Genomic DNA, 16,610 nt, shown 5'->3' with positions numbered 1-16,610 from the left:
ACAGCGTCAGCCGTGCGCCGGGGCGGTCGCCTCACCGACCACCGCGGCATCGGCATCACCCCTGCCCCGGGCGATCGCCTCCTCGAAGTAACGGGACGCGCTCGCCGTCACCGCCAGCTCCAGGCCCGACTGCCGGGCGTCGTCCAGCACCATGCGCAGATCCTTGTGCATGAGGCTGGTACGGAAGGCCGCCGGCTCGTACGCGCCGGTGCGCATCACCTCGGCGCGGAACGCCATGACCTGGGAGCTGAAGCCGCTGCCCGCGATGACCGCCAGCAGGAGGTCACGGTCCAGCCCCGCGTCCTGCCCGTAGCGCACGGCGTCCGCCAGGGAGGCGACCTGCGCGCCCAGCAGCAGGTTGAACGCGAGCTTCATGGCGGGGGCCTGACCCACCGGCCCGAGGGCCACGACACCGCCCAGCGCCTCGAGCACGGGCCGGGCCGCAGCAACGTGCTCCTGGGCCCCGGACACCAGCACCCGCATGGCACCCTCGCGGGCCTGACGCGGATTGCCGATGACACAGGCGTCGATCCAGTGCGCTCCGGCCTTCGCCACGCGCGTGCTCGCGTCGCGGGCGTACCCCGGGGACACGGTGGAGGTGTTGATCACCAGGGTCCCCGGCCGCAGCCGGTCGTGACCGAAGAGGACGTCGTCCACGGCGGCCTCGTCGGCCACGCTGACCACCAGCGTCCCGGCGGACGCCACCGCCTCGGCGGCCGAGTCGGCGAATTCCGCGCCCGCCGCGACCACGGGCAGCGCTCGCTCCTTCGTCCGGTTGTGTACGGTGACGCGGAAGCCTGAGTCGATCAGGCGCAGCGCCATGCCGCTTCCCATGTTGCCGAGCCCTGTGAAGGCGATGTGTCGGCCGGTCATCACGACCCTTCCCGAGAGGACGGTCCGCAGCGTCGAACCGCTGCGGACCGGGTGGACGGCGGGGTGTGGCGCGCGGGCGTCACAGCTTGGCGAGGATTTCGGGCGGCAGGCTGTCCACGGAGAGTTCCGACAGGCAGCGCATCGAACTGTTGCGGAAGTAGGTGAGGAACCCCTCGACGGTCGTGGTGTCACGGGGCTCGGCGAGATACGGGGCGAGTCTGCGCTCCGCTTCACGGACCCCGTCCTGCTGCGCCATGTGGCGGCCGACATCCTCCAGCGTCCCGTCGAACTGGATGAAGCGCACCATGTGGTCGTCCTTGATGAACAGCGCGGTCGCCCTGATCCGGCCTGTCTCCTTGCCGGCCTCGTCCCGCAGGATCGGCGAGGCCGCCCGCTTGAAGTGGGCGAAGATCTCGGCGATCTCCTCCTCGTGCCCGGGCTTGATCTTGTAGGTGATGGCTGCGGTGGCCACGCGAACCTCCTGGTTGGGGTGGGGCAGTTGAATGAATGAGTGAGTCGTCGGGCTACAGTCCACCGTCGACGTTCAGCGTGACGCCGGTGATGTACCGGGCGGTGTCACAGGCCAGGAACAGGACGGCCTGCGCCACCTCCTCGGCGGTCACCAGGCGGCCCAGCGCGGACATCCGGGCCATCCGGGCCCGCACCTCGGCGGGCAGGCCGCTGTCCGGGCCCATGTCGACGATGCCGGGAGCGACTGCGTTGACCCGTACACCCTTCGGTCCGAGTTCCTTGCTCAGGGCGCGCGTCATGCCGGTGATTCCAGATTTCGCGGCTCCGTAGTGCGCGCGGCCGGGTACCCCGCGGGCCGCCGCGGAGGAGCCGACACAGACCACCGAGGCGTCGGGGCCGAGTAGTCCGAGGACGGCCCGGGTGACCCGGTAGGCGCTGGTCAGGTTGGTCTGGAGCACGTGCTGCCACGCCTCCTCGGTGAGATCGGCGAAGGCGGACACCGCGTCGACGCCTACGTTGTTGACGAGCACCCCGAGCGGGGCGCCGGCCTCGCGGCAGGCGCCCACCAGCCTGTCCACGTCGTCGGGGCGGGTCACGTCGGCCCGGATCATGCGGTGCTTACCGCCCGCCTCCGCCAGGACTCGCTGGGCGTCCTCGGCGGTCCGCTCCTCGCCGTGGTAGCAGCCGACGACATCGGCGCCGGCCCGTGCCAGAGCCAGCGCGGTAGCGAAGCCGACGCCGCGGGTCGCCCCGGTGACCAGTGCCAGCCTGCCGTCCAACCGTGGATCCACGGTACCTCCAGAATCGCCGGGCGCTTCCCTTGCATGAGGAGTCTGGTACCGGTGCCTGGACAACAGCTGGACCGCTCGTCTCAGATCGCCCTCACCGGCCACCGGGCAGGACGGTCCCCGGGCCACTGAGAGGGGTGGCCCTGTCATGCTCACCCCCTACAGGGCATCACTGTGCTGGTCGGCGGACAACCTCCACCTCGCCGGCTTCTGCCAGCGCGCGGTGACCTTGCCGCCCCACGCCCATAAGGTGTCAACCCACCCCGCTCACCGAGGCGCTCTTCCCCGACCGTGTCGACCAGTTGAGGGGATGCGGATACGCTCGCGTACGTCCCGCCCCTGATCAGCGACGCGCGCAGGAGAATGCTCGGTGGCAGCAGACGATGCCTACGCAAGACTGGCCGGAACCCTGGAGCGTATCCAACGCGCCTCGGGAGGTGCCGAGTTGTCCGAGGTGCTCGACAGCGCGGACCTGTCGTACGAGACGGGGATCCCGGAGAGCGTCGTACTGACCCTGCTGGCGGGCGGGCGGGCCGAGGACATCTCGGTGGCGGAACGCGTACGGCAGCGGCTCGACTTCCTCCGTGAGACGCGACGGCGTGCCGACGGGAAGAGATACGCCCTCGAAGAGATCGCCGCGGCCGCCGGCGTGACCCGTCAGACGATGAGCGAGTGGCGCAAGAAGGGCATACCCAGCCTGGAGTCCGCCGATCGGCTCCGCCGGTTCTTCTCCCTGCCGCCCGGGTTCTTCTTCGCCGACGAGCCGGAAGCACTCGACGAAGCGCTGCAACAGCGCCTCCACGAACTGGAGTCGAGGTCGGATCCGTTCGCCGAGCTCCGTACGCCCGAGATACTGCGGCTCGCGGCGCGCGGGCTGCTGTCGCCCACCGGAGTGCGGGCGATGGCCCAGTGGGCGGAGGCAGTCACCCGGCCTGTCGCACCGGGTGTCCGCGGTGCGGGCCGGGACGAAGAAGGACTCGCGTCGTGATCTCCGGATGCGGTGAGGCGCCCCGACTTCCGCGGCCCCCGCGCGTCCCCGCCGACCGGCAGGAGCCCGGCACGGACCGTGATGCCGCCGCTGTCCCGAACCACCGGGGCGGGCGATGACTCCTCTGACCCGGCTCCGCCAGTGGCAGCGGTTACGGGCGCGCGACAGGGAGATGCGCCAGTTCGCCGAGACGCTCATCGCTCCGGTCCGGGGAAGACTGGGTGATGCCGGGGCGGACGGCAGCGATGCCGGCGCAGACGGTGACGTGGAAGCGCCGACAGATCCCGAAGCCCTGTTCGAGGCCCTGGTCGAGTCCGCCAGGCGGTGGCGCGGCGATCGCCGGCTCGAGGTGCACAAGGTCCACATTCCGCGTGAGTTCAAGGCCACCGGGATGTGGCTGGAGCGAGTCGACCGTGACGACGTCATCATCGAACAGGACGCGGCCATCTGGCATCAGGCGCAGATCTTCGGTCACGAGCTGTGGCACATGCGGCAGAAGGATGGCTTCACACCCGAGCAACTGGCGGGCGGGGCTTGGGACGAGCTGAAGTCCGGACACGCGCACGGCGCGCACCCGGCCGCCGCGCGTTCGCGCTTCGACGAGGACCCCGAGAAGGAGGCGGAACTCTTCGGCATCCGGGTCGGGCAGGAGATGCGGGCGCTGATGGAACGGGACGTGATCACGGGCGCGACCGCCCGCCGTATCGCGGACGCTCTCAGCTATCGGGGGAACCGGAGATGAGTGGGTCGATCAACTACATAAGCTGCGGCCTGCTGTGGATCGGGCTCCTGGTGAAACTGCCGGGCCTGATCCGCAACGGCAGCGAGCCCTCGCTGCGTGCCATCAACGGGGTGCTGGCGTTCGCGTCGCTGTGTTTCCTCTTCGGGGCGCCCAGTTCGGTCGAGGTGATCAACCGGCTCAGCGGTGTCCCCAACCTGGCCGCCCCACTGACCTACGCCTCGATCACCGCGTACAGCGCGACACTTCTGATCCTGATCGCCTGCTGGCGGGGCGGCCCCTCCGCGCGCCGCACGACACGCAGCTGGCTCTACGGCTACACGGCCGTTCTCCTCGGTGTCGCGATCCTCTACACCCTGGGGGACGCCACGGAGGAGCGCCGCAGCGACTTCGACACGTACTACGCGACGGCACCCTGGATCTCCGAAATGGTCGTCCTGTACCTGGTCGCACATCTGACGGCCGTCACGGTCAGCGCCGTCTGGTCGCTGCGCTGGGCCTTCGAGGCGGAGGTCCGCAGACTGCCCTGGCTGCGGGCCAGCCTGCTGACGATCGGCGCCGGTACGGTCATCAGCGCCGGGTACAGCGTCTCCAAACTGGTCGCCGTCATCGCGCGGTGGACCGGCCGGGACTGGACGGTCCTCGGTACCTCCATCCCGCCCCTCTGCGCCGGCCTCGGCGCACTGCTCACCGTGGTGGGCGTCCTCCTTCCCGTGGCGGGCCACCACCTCTCGTCATGGCGTGACTTCTTCCGTCTCGCACCCCTCGACTCCGTGCTGGACCCGGTGCTCAAAGAACGCGCCCTGCGCGTCGAGCGCCCACGTTCCCCGCTCCTGTGGGGCACCTGGCGCTGGAGCACCGTCCACAACGGTCTCCTGGCGCTCGAATCACACTTCGACGAGAGGCTTTACGACGAGGCCTTCTGCACGGAGCTCGACAGGACAGGTGACTCGGAGAGCGCTACGGCCGCCGCGTGGGCCGTGACCATCGCCGCAGCCGTACGGCGCAGCACCCGCCCTGTGCTCGGGCCCGCGCGCCTGCCGACCCGGCTCTGCCACCCTCGGGACGCCGAGTCGCTGGTCCGGATCGCCGATGCCGTGAAGAGGTCCGAGCGGACGGTACGAGAGCCCGATACCGTCGAGGCCCGGTCGCTCTGACCCCGGATCCGAGTACACGATTCCCCCCACATCCGCGGACCTGAACGGAGTCCCCGAAAAGATGAGTCTTGTCGTGTATATGGCGTCCGTCCTTCTGGCTCTGGCCGCCATACTGCTGCGCCGACCACGCAGGACTCCCCGCTCACCCCTGTCCAACGCCACGCGGGCCACTGCGTTCATCGCCGCCACGTGCTTCTTCTGGTCCGCTCCGGTGACGCTCGCCGCGGTCAACCACGCCACGGGCATCCCCAACGTGGGCGCCCCGCTCACCTACGGCTCGATCTCCGCCCTGAGCTGCTCCCTGATCATCCTGCTGATCCACTGGAGAGGCGGCCCCAAGGAGCGGATACGGCGGATGACGCGGATGACGGTCGCCGTCTACGGAACGCTCATCGTCGCCATCGTCCTGCTGTTCAGCCTCGCGGACGCCCACACGGAGCGGCTCACCGACCTGGACACGTACTACGCCAACACCCCGTACATGCGCGAGATGATCAGTCTCTACCTCGTGGGTCATCTGGCGAGCACCGTCGTTCTGAGCGCCGTCTGCCTGAAGTGGGCGCGCGACGAGGTGACAGGGCTTCTGCGGGTCGGCCTCCGGCTGATCCTCGCCGGCCTCCTGCTCGACGCCCTCGGATTCACCCTCGCCAAGGTCACCGCGGTCGTCGCACGCTGGCTGGGGTACGACCTGGACGTCCTGTCCACCACCGTCGCCCCGCCGGCCGCCGCGCTCGGCGCTCTCATCTACTCCGCGGGATTCGTCCTTCCGCGTCTCGCGTCCGCCGCCGCCGCGGAACGGCAGAGCCTGGCCACCTACCGCGCGCTGACACCGCTGTGGTCCGCGGTGAAGGACGTGGTCACGGCACCACCGGTCGCGGAACCGACTTGGTGGCAGCTGTGGTGGCAGATGCCGAGCAACCGCCTGTACCTGCTCGAAGCCAACATCCACGACGCTCTGCTCCAGCTGACGGCGCACTTCGACCAACGGATCGGTCACGCGGCGTACGCGGCTGCCGTGGAACGCGGCGCGCAACAGGACCAGGCCCGGTTCGCCTCGGAACAAGCGATGATCATCGACGGTATCCGCCGTGCTTCGGGCAAGGGTGACGGTCCTGCCGATCCACCGGAGAAGTTCCGCGTCACCATCGCCCTGGTCGAGCTGGCGCACGCCGTGAACCGCCTCCGTGAGGCGGCGCCGCAGCAGGCGAGAATCCAGTGAGACCGTCTCACCAGTGCTACGAGGAGTAACAGTTGTCGCAAAAAGCCGTCGTGATCGGAGCCGGCACAGCCGGGCTGGTAGCCGCCGCGGCCCTGTCCCGCGCCGAGCCCACGCTGGAGATCCTCCTGCTGGACAGGGACGAGCTTCCCGAAGGTCCCGAGAACCGGCGTGGTGTTCCCCAGGGCCACCACGCCCATCTGCTCATGGCAGGTGGCCTGTCCGCCATGGAGACGCTCTTCCCGGACAGCGTGCGCGACCGCCTCCTGGCCGCGGGGGCGCACGAGATCGCCCTCGGCAACGGCATGCTCGCCCTCACCGCGGACAGCGGGTGGTTCCGCCGCTGGAGGTCGAACGGCCCGCACATGATCACCTGCACACGCGCCCTGCTGGACTGGGTCCTCCGGCAGGCCCTGCTCGACTCCTGCGCCAACATCTCGATCCACCGGGCCGGCGTGGAGGGGCTCCTCGGCAACGCTCGGCGTGTGCACGGTGTCCGCGTCAGCGGAGCGGACCACGGCCTGGGCCCGGAAGTGGAAGCGGACTTCGTCGTCGACGCGAGCGGCCGGGGATCAGGCAGCCTGAAGTGGCTCGGCGGCATAGGCATCACGGGCGTCGAAGAGCGGAAGATCGACTCCGGACTCACCAACGCCACCCGGATCTACCGCACGCCGGAGGGCGCCGAACACTTCCCGCTGACAGTGGTGCAGGCCAACCCCTACAACGGCCGGCCCGGCCGGAGCGCCATGGTGCTGCCGATCGAGGGAGACCGGTGGATGGTCAGCGCGGGCGGCACCCGGGGCGGTGAACCTCCCCAGGACCCGCAGGGCTTCCTCGACTACACCCTCGACCTGCCGCACCCCATCGTCGGCCACCTGATCTCCGGCGCGGAGGCTCTCACCGACGTCGTGGTCACGCGCGGCCGCAGCACGAGCAACGCTCGCCGGTACTTCGAGAAGTCGGCGCAGTGGCCGGAACGTTTCGTCGTCCTCGGCGACGCGCTGACCACCTTCAACCCCGCCTACGGACAGGGCATGTCGGTGGCGGCACTCGGCGCCCAGGTCCTGACCCGCGAACTGCGGCAGCACGGCCTCACCGGACCGGGTCTGTCCCGACGCGTCCTGCGCGGCGCCGCCCGCCACGTCGACACGGCGTGGGCCACCGCCGTCGGCATGGACATCCTCTACCCGGGCGTACTCGGCGGGGAGCCCACACTCGCCGACCGGGTCACCGCGCACTACGCACGCCGACTGACCAAGGCCGCGACCGGTTCCTACGACGCGGCGGCGGCACTCTGGGACGTCACCAGCCTGACGGCCACCCCGGCCCGGGTGCTCCGGCCGAAGGCGCTGCTGGCCGGCCTGACCGGACCGTTCCTCCCCCGGACGTCCGAGCCCCCCCTGTGGCCCGCGGAGAGGGAGGTACTCGACCGGCTCAGGAAGGCGGCCGAGAAGACAACCACGTCATCCGTCACCCACCCATAGCACTCGGCTGTTCTGGCACGCCCGTCCGCCTGCCAGAACAACGCGACCAGCTCGCGGAGCCCGCCGACCCGCGCTCAGCACGCTCCGCGGTACGGGACACTCCACCCCGGCAGGTACGACTGCCACTCCGAGCGCGAGAGCCCGGAGACCGCGAGAGCCCGGAGACCGGGACAGCCCGGAGACCGGGACAGCCCGGAGTCGGCGTGGGCACAGACGCGCGGGAGCAGACGCGCGGGAGCGCGTGACCAGGGGACCTACCTCCGGGGCCTGCTCCAGGCACCGCGGGTACGAGTCGGTCGGGTACGAGTCGGTCGCGATACCTCGTCCGGGCGGGACAGGCCGCCCCGGGCCGGGGTCGCGCGCCGTGCGTCAGCGCGCGACCTGACTCCGCCGGAGGCCCCGGCTCACGCGGGGGAGAGGTGATGCCGGTAGCTGCCGGGGACGCCTCGCGCGCCCCTGCGCACGCTCTGGCGGCCGCCGTTCGCAGCGTATGACACTGGCAACCGTCGTCCGGGGACACCGGCGATGAAACCAGTGGTAAGGGAATGATCACCATGCGCCGTGTCACTTCGCTCGCCATCGCCTCGGTCGCCTTCGCGGCGGCCCTCGGCACAGCCCCCGTCGCGTCCGCCGCCTCCGTCCCGGCCACTCCGGGGACCGGCGCAGCCGCCGCGACCTTCCGCTGCGACCCGGGGCACTTCTGCATCTACAGCGGCTGGGACGGCGGTGGCACCCGCTGCCAGTGGACGTCGGAGAAGGTCGCGAACACCGCCGACCTGTGCTCCTTCATCCGCAACGGCAAGAACGTGCTGTCCGTGTGGAACGGAACGGGTCACCGCGTGCAGTACTACACGCAGACCAACTACCACGCGCGCGTCGGATCGACGCCCGCCGGCCACGGCGGCAACCTCCAGGGCAGCTACCAGATCCGCTCCTTCAAAAAGCAGTAGGCCCGCGCACACGCTCTAGTCGTGGGAACCGCATCTCGGCAGACGGGTCGCGGTCACGACGGCAACCACTGGAACGCGGACCCTCGAACCGACAACGGCCTGAAGACCTTCGCGCTCACGGGGTACCCGCCCGTCCGTCAGGCAAGAGCCGGTCAGTCACCGGCAGGAAGGCGGGACGAGAGCGATGATCACTGCCGATCACCTTCGTGAGTTGCTGGACCGTGGGCAGGACGACGCCGTACTGGTGCTGCTGCGTGGACGAGTCGAAGTGGTCGACAGCCCCGAGTCGGACCCGGAGCGTGGCCAGGGCGCGATGACCGTTGTCTCGCGCCGGGAACTCATCGAGCGCCTGGACGCAGAGGGAGCGGCATCGGGCGATCTGGGCGCGGTGGCGGCCGCGCTCGACACGATGGTGACACACCAGGGCGGCTGAGCAGGGACGACGGGACAGGACAGGGCTGCCCCGGGCGCAGCCGGCAGCGGGGTCCGCGTCGCGCGGCAGCGGGGTCCGCTCGGCACGGCGTCGGGCCGGCCTCCATTCCGGCCGGCCCGTCGCCGTCCGCGGCCCCATTGTCAGTGGCGGCTGTCACTCTGGACGGATGAACGGAGATGAGCAGCTGCTGCGCGGCCGGGTGTACGGCCGCGCGTACGAGGACCAGGACCCGGGCCCGCTTGCGCACCGGACGTACGCCGTGCTCACAGGCGGTCCGCTGGACGGGCTGCTGCTGGACATCACGGGCTGGCGGCCGGAGGAAGTCGACGACGGCGCGGCCCTGCCCACCGAGCTGGGACAGTTCCCCGGCGGGCGGTCGCTGTACGACCCACGACCCGGCGAACCCCGCACACCCGGCCCGGGCGTGGCCTGCCGCTTCTACTACTGCGGCGACACGCCCTGACCACAACCCGACCACCGCTCGCGCGGGTAGGGGTTCCTCCCATGCGGCCGATGAGTTCTGCCTCGCCGCGTCGTCCGCGTAGGGAGACCGTGCCCTTTCCGCGCGCCTACGGAGGCCCGGCTGAGGTGACAAGGAGCGTGCACTCCGGGGGCCGGGAGAACGCGAGCGCCACCTGACGGCCGAGCGTGCCGCACCGACCGACATTCCGGGCCCGGACTCAGAGGGTCTGAGCTACAGCTCGAACTCAAGGTGCCCGAGGTCGGTGAATTCCACCTCCAGGCCGTGGGCGCGGCGGCCGCTGTCGCGGAAGTAGACCTCACCCAGCGCTTCGGCGGCGATCTCACGGAGCCGGTCCTCGGTGGCGCCGGCCTCCTGGGCCTGGAAGAGACGGGCGGCGTGGTGGGGCGGCAGGGCGAGGGTGAGGTGACGCAGCCGGGCGTCGTCGGTGCTGCCCGGGGCCGCGGTGAAGCCGAACCGGGCACGCGTGTCGATCATGATGCCGCCGGTGGTGGCCGCGGTCTGCTTGGCCTTGGCCCTGATCTGCGGCTGCCAGCGCGTGCGGACCTCGCGTTCCAGCCGGTCGGCGAGCTCCGGCCGGGGCTTCTTGATCTGGTTCTTCACGTAGCGTTCGACGGTGCGCTGGCTGACCCCGAGCAGCTCGGCCACCCGCCGGGTGCTGCGCTGGTGCTGCCGGACCAGGTAACGCATCCGTGCCCCGGCGGACTTGGGGAGCGGGCGCGTGAACGCGCCCTGCACCGCCTTGTCGAGTCCTTCCCCGACCGTGACCATCGCCGTAACTCTCCTACTCTCCGGTGTCCTTGGCGGTGACCTCGCCGGTCTTGATGTAGCGGGCCAGGTTGGCGACCTTGCCGTCCTGACCGAGCCGCTCCAGCACGTCCGCGCCCCACAGCACGCTCTGGGTGCCTTCGTGTTTGACCATCCCGGGTGACACCCCCAGCCGGAAGGAACCCGGCACGGTCCTGCCGTCGGCGTCGTAGGGCAGGACGTCCAGCGGACCGGGCCCGTCGGCGGCGTACACGGCGCAGTCCGAGAGGACCGCGACCGGGTAGCGGCCGGTGGCCGCCGCGAGGGCGAGCATCTTGCGGTGCATGTTGGTCCGGGCCCTGGAGATGACAGCGGCCCGGATGTCGGGGCGCCACGTCGGCCGGGCGAGGGCGGGCCAGGCCTGCCCCGGCTTCCAGCCGCCGCCGCGCGCCTTCTCCTGAAGCTTGCCGATGCCGCCCTTGACGGTCATCTTGACGGCGTCCACGACGATCGCCATCTCCCGCTCGCGGTTCTTGTAGCCGTCCATCGCCTTCAGGAACTCGGCCGGGGACAGTTTCTCCGCGACGCCGAGGTCCGCCATGGTGTCGACGTAGGCGTCGCGCAGCCGCTTGTACCAGCCGTCCAGGAACCGGCCGCTCTCCGGGCGCACCCATGCCTCCAGCGGCGCCACGTCGTAGCCCAGCTCGACGGCGTACGCGACCGTCGGGGTGGCGTACCAGGCCGGCCCCTCGGGGCGCTCTCCGGTCGGCGTGAACGGGCTGGGCAGCAACGCGCCGTCGAGCTCACGCCACTGCTTGCCGACCTTCACCCGGGAGAGGTCGACGTGGGAGAGGTCGACCAGCCAGGAACCGGGCAGCGCCGCGTCGAAGACCGGGTCGGTGACGTGCACGGGCGGCGAAGCGAGGCCGACGACGGCTCCGTTGGCGGCCGCACCGAACGCCAGGTTCACGTCGATGCCGACCAGGTAGCGCTTCATGCACTCGCTGTCGGTCATGTCCCGCGCCCAGTCGTACGCCTCCTCGAACAGCTTCTCGCCGGGGCCGCGCACGTGGAAGCGGGGCAGGTGGGCCAGGACGGGGTGGCCGTCGGTCGCCTCGCACGGCGCCGGGTCGATCGGCTGCGTGCCCAGCGAGCCGGGCCGGTGCTCGGCGTGCCGCCGGCCGGTGGCGTCCGGCTCGCTCGCGCGGGTCGGCGGGTTCAGCGCGGTCATCAACTGGAGGCCGGTGACGGCCGTGGTGCCGACCGGCGTCATCACCCGCATGGCGTACACGCCCAGTACCCGGGCGAGCTGGGCGGGGTCGAGCTGTGAGGCGTGGCCCCAGGCGCGGTCGTCGAGGGCGTGCCAGGACGGGATGCACAACTGCACGCACTGCCTCCGGCCGCCCTGGGCGGGGCGGTAGATCCGCGCCCAGGGCCCTAGCCCGCGTTTGGTGAGCTGCCAGTCGGCACGCTGGAGTTGCTTGATGACCTTGTGCCCGTCCCCGAGCCGCCCGGCGTGCCGCTCCGTCTCTGACAACTCCCCGGGGAGGCCGTAGCGCTCGCAGGCCGCCCGGGTGAGCACCAGCAGCGGGTCGGCGTCCTTCCCGGAGCCGTGCAGCCTCTCCGCCCCCAACCGGGCTTCCTGGAGGGTCCACTCGACCAGGGCGGGCAGGGACTTGGCGGGTACGTCCAGGATCAGGCCGCCGATGCCGTAGCCGCTCACCTTCCGGTCGGAATCGGCGTCGAGGACGAGCAGCGGACCGTGCGCGTACCCGCCGCCGGGCGCGGGGGTGTTCGCCCCGGCGGCCTGCTTGGCGCCCGGGCGGCGCGATGTCTGCGACGGCCGGGAGGCAGGCGCCGGGCCCGACGGCCGGGAGGCAGGCGCCGGACCTGATGCGGCGGCGGCCGGTGCGGGAACGGCGGCGGGGGGCGCGGGCGGCGTGGGCGGAGTGCCGGCAGGCGTGCTGGTCCCGGCCGCAGCCTCAGGCACCCGGTCCGTGGGTGCAGGCGGGGCAGGCGGTGCCTTGGGCGCCGGGCCGGTGAACGTGCCCGGCGGAGCGGTGTCCTCCTGCGGCGCACCGGTGCTCTCCTGGGCGGGGTAGAGCTGCGCGAGCTGCTTCATCAGGCGCGCGTACGCCTCCCGCTGCGGCGGGCGTGGCTCGGTCCTGCCCGACTCCCAGTCGCCGACGGTCGCGCGCCGCACGCCCAGGGCGGCGGCCACTTCGTCAAGGGTGAGCGCATGAGCCTGGCGCAGCCGCCTGCGCTCCGTCGGCGGAGGCAGCGGGGACCGGGACGCGACCAGCGCGTCAACCGCGTCGAACAACTCGGACATGAGGCACCTCCGTCGCCACCCTATGCCCCTGAAGCGTACTCATGGCGTACTGATCAGGTGCGGTAGACGTGCGTTTCGCGTCTGTCTCACGTACGACGAGGCTTCGGGGCGGCGCCCCCCAACAGTCGGTCAACGCCGCGGCGGTGGGCCAGGAGGGGCTTCTTCCGTAAGGTGCTCGAACCCTTCGTCGCGCGCTTCGTCGGGCACAGCGTGGACGAGGAACATGCGCCGCTCGGAGGACATCGTGCGGAGCAGCGGTTGTGACTGGACGATCGTCCGGCCGGCCGGCCTCTTCGACACCGCTGCCGTCAGTGACTACCGGATGGTCGCCGGACCGCGCCTGCCAGGCCGCTTCACCTCCCGGGCGGACCTGGCCGACGCACTGCTGCGTCAGGTGGTCGACGCCCGCGATGCGCGGGCGGTGGTCGAGGTGCTCACCGTGGAGGGTGTCCCCCGTCTCATCGACATACTCCGCAAGGACACGACGCCGGTCGTCACTTTGTGCTAGCCTTACGTGTTTGCGCGCTCGTGGCGGCCGACGAGTATCCCCGTCCGGCTCCCCTCGTGCGTCGGCTGTTCATTCCTGCCGGGCCTTCCTCGGTACGTTCCCCTGCGGAAGGTCTGCATGAACCACCCCCACCGCCCCGGCGCCTCGCACGACGACCTGGCCCAGCCGGTGGCCACCGCTCCTACGGTGTCCCCGGTCGCTTCCTTCGCCGACCTGGACCTGCCGGCCGAGGTGCTGCGAACGCTCACCGAACTCGGCGTGCGTGACCCCTTCCCGATCCAGGCAGCCACGGTGCCCGACGCCCTCGCGGGACGCGACGTCCTGGGGCGTGGGCGCACCGGATCAGGCAAGACGCTCGCCTTCGGCCTGCCTCTGCTCGCACGGACGGCGGGGCGGCGGGCGGAACCGAAGCAGCCCCTCGCTCTGATCCTGGTGCCCACCCGGGAGCTGGCCCAACAGGTCACCGAGGCGCTCGCGCCGTACGCCGACGCACTCCGGCTGCGGATGGCCACCGTCGTCGGCGGTATGTCGATCGGCCGACAGGCCGCTGCGCTACGCGAGGGAGCCGAGGTCGTCGTCGCCACCCCCGGCCGCCTGCACGACCTCATCGAGCGCTCGGCCTGCCGCCTGGGACGGGTCAAGATCACCGTCCTCGACGAGGCCGACCAGATGTGCGACATGGGCTTCCTGCCGCAAGTCACCGAGGTGCTCGACCAGGTGCACCCCGACGGCCAGCGGATGCTGTTCTCGGCCACCCTGGACCGCGACGTCGACGACCTGGTCCGCCGCTACCTCCACGACCCCGTCGTCCACTCGGTCGACCCGTCCGCGGGCGCTGTCGCGACGATGGACCACCACGTTCTGGTCGTCCACGGACCCGACCGGTACGCCGTCACCACGGAGATCGCCGCCCGCGACGGACGCGTACTGCTGTTCCTGGACACCAAGCACGCGGTGGACCAGCTCACCCGGCATCTGCGGGCCAGCGGAGTGCACGCCGCTGCCCTGCACAGCGGCAAGTCCCAGCCGCAGCGCACCCGGACCCTCGGCCAGTTCAAGACCGGCCAGGTCACCGTCCTGGTGGCTACCAATGTCGCGGCCCGTGGCCTGCACGTCGACGACCTCGATCTCGTGGTCAACGTCGACCCGCCCACCGACCCCAAGGACTATCTGCACCGCGCGGGCCGTACCGCCCGGGCGGGTGAGTCCGGCAGCGTCGTCACACTGGTGCTGTCGGGGCAGCGCCGGGATATGAGCCGGCTGATGGCCGAGGCCGGCATCGAGCCGACCGTCTCCAAGGTGCGCTCGGGCGAGGCGGAGCTGAGCCGGATCACCGGAGCCAAGGCCCCCTCGGGCACCCCCCTCGACGGCGGGCCCGCCGTACCCCGCCCCAAGAACACCAATGCCCCCTTCCGCGGCCTGGGCACCAGCAAGGACGCCTCCCGCGGCACCGGCGGCAAGTCCCGGAAGGCCGACCAGGCCCGCAAGCTCGCCGAGGCCCGAAAGGCGGCCCAGACGCGCCGTGGCGGCTGAGAGCCGCTGCCCCGAGAGCCAAATACTTCCTGACCCCAGTATCAAGAACCCCCAATCCTGCCCGAACTTCTCCTGCTCGTCGTCGGGGCACTCCACCAGGTCGTGACCGGAAGCCGACAGCTGCGCCGGCAACTCACCGAACAGCCGACACTGTTCGTGTCTGCGCCCTGCGAACGGTCGGTATGCCGGTCATAGGTTCGGGTCCGGTTCGGTACTTGGAGGGGTGGGTGCATGGGCGGACTCAGGTGGCCGTCGGTCTGGCCCACCGCTTGGGCGTGGGGACGAGGGGGGGAGATGTCGGTGGTGGGGTGGACGGGCGGGCAAGCCCAGGCGAGGGCGTCTTCGTACCAGGTCGGCGGGGCACCGGCGCGCTGAGAACCGTTCAGGCAGTCCTCGGTGAGCGCCTTCAGTAGGGCGGCGGGAGGGTGTCGGGGTGTCCGCAGCGGCGTGCGGTGACGGAGCTTCAGGACGGCCTTGCCGTAGAGGCTGTCGGCCAGTTCCCAACGCTGGACAAGTTCGGGGGCTGCCTACAGGATCCGAGGCAGTCCCAGCCCTTCGCCGCGGTGACGCACGGCCTGGGCAAGACGCGGCTCGCGCGTGGCGAGTTCCTCGGCGCGTTCCCACTCACGATCGCTGAAAGCGGCCACGATGAAGAGCTGGGCCTTGGCAGGACATCGCGGCTGTTACGGCCCACCCCCATCGCCTGGGCCGCCCCGCCCGCCTCGTCACGTTCGCTTCCGGAGCCACCGGCAGGGAGTCCAGGACCGCCGCGGCGAGCGCCTCCTGCCCGGCCCTGTTCCTGGTCCGGGCCGCCAGGGCGTCGCTGCGTGCGGCGAGCAGGGGCTTCCACACGCCCAGCATCACCCCCGCCGCCACGGTGATCACCGGCACCAGCCACCAGCGGGGTTTTCACCGACCCAGCCGGCCACCCGTTCGCCTGACCCTGACATGACCGTGCGCGGCGAGCTCGCAGACCAGGCTCCGATACCTGGGTGCGCGCCGGTCTCGGAGCACGGCAGGATGGCTGGATGAAGCAGCCCCTTGACGTGCCCGAACTCGCTGCCGATCGTGGATTCACCCTTCGGCCGTGGCGCCTTTCGGACCTCCCGCTTGTCCATGAGGCGTCGGAGGACGACTACATCCCGTTGATCACAACAGTGCCGTCGCCGTTTTCGGAGCCGGCAGGTGTCGCATTCATCGAACGGCAGTGGAGCCGGGCGACCACGGGGGCCGGGTATACGTTCGTCATCGTGGCCTCTGATGATCGGCCGGTCGGTCAGGTCGGGTTGTGGCTGAAGAACTTGGATGAGGGCCGCGCGTCGCTGGGCTACTGGGTCGTCAGGTCGGCGCGTGGTCAGGGTGCCGCCGCGGCGGCGGTCGACGCGGTGTCCGGCTGGGCCTTGCGCGATCTGCGGATTCCCCGGCTCGAACTGTGGGTGGAGCCTTGGAACACGGCCTCCGTACGCTCTGCCGAGCGTGCGGGGTTTCAACGTGAAGGGCTGCTGCGCGGGTGGCAGGTGGTGGGGGACGAACGTCGGGACATGTTCATGTATTCGCGGATGAACGACGAGGCGTGAGGTCGTTCGCTACTGCCGCCGATCCGCGGGTCGGTTCCTCGGCGTGCCCCCGGGGGCACCCACCGGGTTCGATGGCCAGAGCGGACGACCAAGAAGGAGCCGTCCACACCTGCAATCACCAACTGCCTGCCACGCGCGGCGCCGGGTCTGACCTGGCCGGCGCCCCGAGTGACTGCCCGGCGCAGAAACCGAGGCGGTCCGCAGTGTCCCAGACGACCAATTCACCGTTCAGTGCGGTCGCGCCCGACAGGTGCACGCCCCGACCGCGACCTCCGAACGCCGGCCCATCTGGCCGCCTCCCCGGTAGCGCAGCACCACCCGGCCCGTCGACGG

Annotated in this window: 16 protein-coding genes; 11 read left to right on the top strand and 5 right to left on the bottom strand. The window is 71.0% G+C overall.

The window, feature by feature from the left end; all coding sequences use genetic code 11:
* Positions 1-6: 6 nt before the first annotated feature.
* The 3 genes from ABZ117_RS22990 to ABZ117_RS22980 all read right to left on the bottom strand — a co-directional run bounded on the left by ABZ117_RS22990 (position 7) and on the right by ABZ117_RS22980 (position 2,135).
* A complete protein-coding gene (locus ABZ117_RS22990) occupies positions 7-873 on the bottom strand; it encodes an NAD(P)-dependent oxidoreductase (RefSeq protein ID WP_356823520.1) in 867 nt (288 codons plus the stop codon).
* A gap of 79 nt (positions 874-952) precedes the next feature.
* Positions 953-1,345, bottom strand: coding sequence for a SchA/CurD-like domain-containing protein (locus tag ABZ117_RS22985; protein WP_356823518.1), 393 nt, complete (start codon positions 1,343-1,345; stop codon positions 953-955).
* A 52-nt stretch (positions 1,346-1,397) separates the two neighbouring features.
* Positions 1,398-2,135, bottom strand: coding sequence for an SDR family NAD(P)-dependent oxidoreductase (locus ABZ117_RS22980; protein WP_356823516.1), 738 nt, complete (start codon positions 2,133-2,135; stop codon positions 1,398-1,400).
* A 367-nt stretch (positions 2,136-2,502) separates the two neighbouring features.
* On the opposite strand from ABZ117_RS22980, the gene ABZ117_RS22975 reads away from it, so the two are divergent.
* The 8 genes from ABZ117_RS22975 (at position 2,503) to ABZ117_RS22940 (ending at position 9,562) form a co-directional block, all read left to right on the top strand.
* Positions 2,503-3,120: an XRE family transcriptional regulator gene (locus tag ABZ117_RS22975; protein ID WP_356823514.1), complete on the top strand. Its 618-nt coding sequence runs from the start codon at positions 2,503-2,505 to the stop codon at positions 3,118-3,120.
* 172 nt (positions 3,121-3,292) lie between these two features.
* A complete protein-coding gene (locus ABZ117_RS22970) occupies positions 3,293-3,862 on the top strand; it encodes a hypothetical protein (protein WP_356823512.1) in 570 nt (189 codons plus the stop codon).
* Positions 3,859-5,016, top strand: a complete 1,158-nt coding sequence (locus ABZ117_RS22965) for a hypothetical protein (RefSeq protein ID WP_356823510.1) — start codon at positions 3,859-3,861, stop codon at positions 5,014-5,016. The genes ABZ117_RS22970 and ABZ117_RS22965 overlap by 4 nt, the downstream gene beginning before the upstream one ends.
* A 61-nt stretch (positions 5,017-5,077) precedes the next feature.
* Positions 5,078-6,235, top strand: coding sequence for an MAB_1171c family putative transporter (locus tag ABZ117_RS22960; protein ID WP_356823508.1), 1,158 nt, complete (start codon positions 5,078-5,080; stop codon positions 6,233-6,235).
* A gap of 32 nt (positions 6,236-6,267) precedes the next feature.
* Complete coding sequence (locus ABZ117_RS22955) at positions 6,268-7,716, top strand: FAD-dependent monooxygenase (protein WP_356823506.1); 1,449 nt, start codon at positions 6,268-6,270, stop codon at positions 7,714-7,716.
* A gap of 554 nt (positions 7,717-8,270) precedes the next feature.
* Positions 8,271-8,666, top strand: a complete 396-nt coding sequence (locus tag ABZ117_RS22950; protein ID WP_356823504.1) for a peptidase inhibitor family I36 protein — start codon at positions 8,271-8,273, stop codon at positions 8,664-8,666.
* 184 nt (positions 8,667-8,850) lie between these two features.
* Positions 8,851-9,099 carry a hypothetical protein gene (locus ABZ117_RS22945; protein WP_356823502.1) on the top strand — a complete coding sequence of 83 codons (249 nt, stop codon included), beginning with the start codon at positions 8,851-8,853 and terminating at the stop codon, positions 9,097-9,099.
* A 166-nt stretch (positions 9,100-9,265) separates the two neighbouring features.
* On the top strand, positions 9,266-9,562 hold the full coding sequence (locus tag ABZ117_RS22940) for a hypothetical protein (RefSeq protein WP_356823500.1): 297 nt from the start codon (positions 9,266-9,268) through the stop codon (positions 9,560-9,562).
* 231 nt (positions 9,563-9,793) lie between these two features.
* On the opposite strand, the gene ABZ117_RS22935 is transcribed toward ABZ117_RS22940, so the two are convergent.
* Entirely contained in the window at positions 9,794-10,351 is a 558-nt protein-coding gene (locus tag ABZ117_RS22935; protein WP_356823499.1) for an XRE family transcriptional regulator, read from the bottom strand.
* 13 nt (positions 10,352-10,364) lie between these two features.
* A complete protein-coding gene (locus tag ABZ117_RS22930; RefSeq protein ID WP_356823497.1) occupies positions 10,365-12,659 on the bottom strand; it encodes a helix-turn-helix transcriptional regulator in 2,295 nt (764 codons plus the stop codon).
* 223 nt (positions 12,660-12,882) lie between these two features.
* Between ABZ117_RS22930 and ABZ117_RS22925 the strand changes: the two genes are divergently transcribed.
* The 3 genes from ABZ117_RS22925 (at position 12,883) to ABZ117_RS22915 (ending at position 16,277) form a co-directional block, all read left to right on the top strand.
* Positions 12,883-13,167: an NAD(P)H-binding protein gene (locus ABZ117_RS22925; RefSeq protein ID WP_356823496.1), complete on the top strand. Its 285-nt coding sequence runs from the start codon at positions 12,883-12,885 to the stop codon at positions 13,165-13,167.
* Positions 13,168-13,284: 117 nt separating this feature from the next.
* Positions 13,285-14,700 carry a DEAD/DEAH box helicase gene (locus tag ABZ117_RS22920; RefSeq protein ID WP_356823494.1) on the top strand — a complete coding sequence of 472 codons (1,416 nt, stop codon included), beginning with the start codon at positions 13,285-13,287 and terminating at the stop codon, positions 14,698-14,700.
* 1,028 nt (positions 14,701-15,728) lie between these two features.
* A complete protein-coding gene (locus tag ABZ117_RS22915; protein ID WP_356823493.1) occupies positions 15,729-16,277 on the top strand; it encodes a GNAT family N-acetyltransferase in 549 nt (182 codons plus the stop codon).
* Positions 16,278-16,610: the final 333 nt, after the last annotated feature.

The sequence above is a fragment of the Streptomyces sp. NPDC006309 genome, from assembly GCF_040613095.1.
Lineage (GTDB): Bacteria > Actinomycetota > Actinomycetes > Streptomycetales > Streptomycetaceae > Streptomyces.
The sequence above is the reverse complement of the archived record's forward strand: the minus strand, read 5'-3'. Positions and strand labels throughout refer to the sequence as shown.

What these genes read in the sequence shown, in the direction of transcription:
- ABZ117_RS22990 (WP_356823520.1), bottom strand. Translation starts at nt 873, where the DNA reads ATGACCGGCCGACACATCGCCTTCACAGGGCTCGGCAACATGGGAAGC.
- ABZ117_RS22970 (WP_356823512.1), top strand. Translation starts at nt 3,293, where the DNA reads ATGCGCCAGTTCGCCGAGACGCTCATCGCTCCGGTCCGGGGAAGACTG.
- ABZ117_RS22965 (WP_356823510.1), top strand. Translation starts at nt 3,859, where the DNA reads ATGAGTGGGTCGATCAACTACATAAGCTGCGGCCTGCTGTGGATCGGG.
- ABZ117_RS22960 (WP_356823508.1), top strand. Translation starts at nt 5,078, where the DNA reads ATGAGTCTTGTCGTGTATATGGCGTCCGTCCTTCTGGCTCTGGCCGCC.
- ABZ117_RS22950 (WP_356823504.1), top strand. Translation starts at nt 8,271, where the DNA reads ATGCGCCGTGTCACTTCGCTCGCCATCGCCTCGGTCGCCTTCGCGGCG.
- ABZ117_RS22945 (WP_356823502.1), top strand. Translation starts at nt 8,851, where the DNA reads ATGATCACTGCCGATCACCTTCGTGAGTTGCTGGACCGTGGGCAGGAC.
- ABZ117_RS22940 (WP_356823500.1), top strand. Translation starts at nt 9,266, where the DNA reads ATGAACGGAGATGAGCAGCTGCTGCGCGGCCGGGTGTACGGCCGCGCG.
- ABZ117_RS22935 (WP_356823499.1), bottom strand. Translation starts at nt 10,351, where the DNA reads ATGGTCACGGTCGGGGAAGGACTCGACAAGGCGGTGCAGGGCGCGTTC.
- ABZ117_RS22930 (WP_356823497.1), bottom strand. Translation starts at nt 12,659, where the DNA reads ATGTCCGAGTTGTTCGACGCGGTTGACGCGCTGGTCGCGTCCCGGTCC.
- ABZ117_RS22925 (WP_356823496.1), top strand. Translation starts at nt 12,883, where the DNA reads ATGCGCCGCTCGGAGGACATCGTGCGGAGCAGCGGTTGTGACTGGACG.
- ABZ117_RS22920 (WP_356823494.1), top strand. Translation starts at nt 13,285, where the DNA reads ATGAACCACCCCCACCGCCCCGGCGCCTCGCACGACGACCTGGCCCAG.
- ABZ117_RS22915 (WP_356823493.1), top strand. Translation starts at nt 15,729, where the DNA reads ATGAAGCAGCCCCTTGACGTGCCCGAACTCGCTGCCGATCGTGGATTC.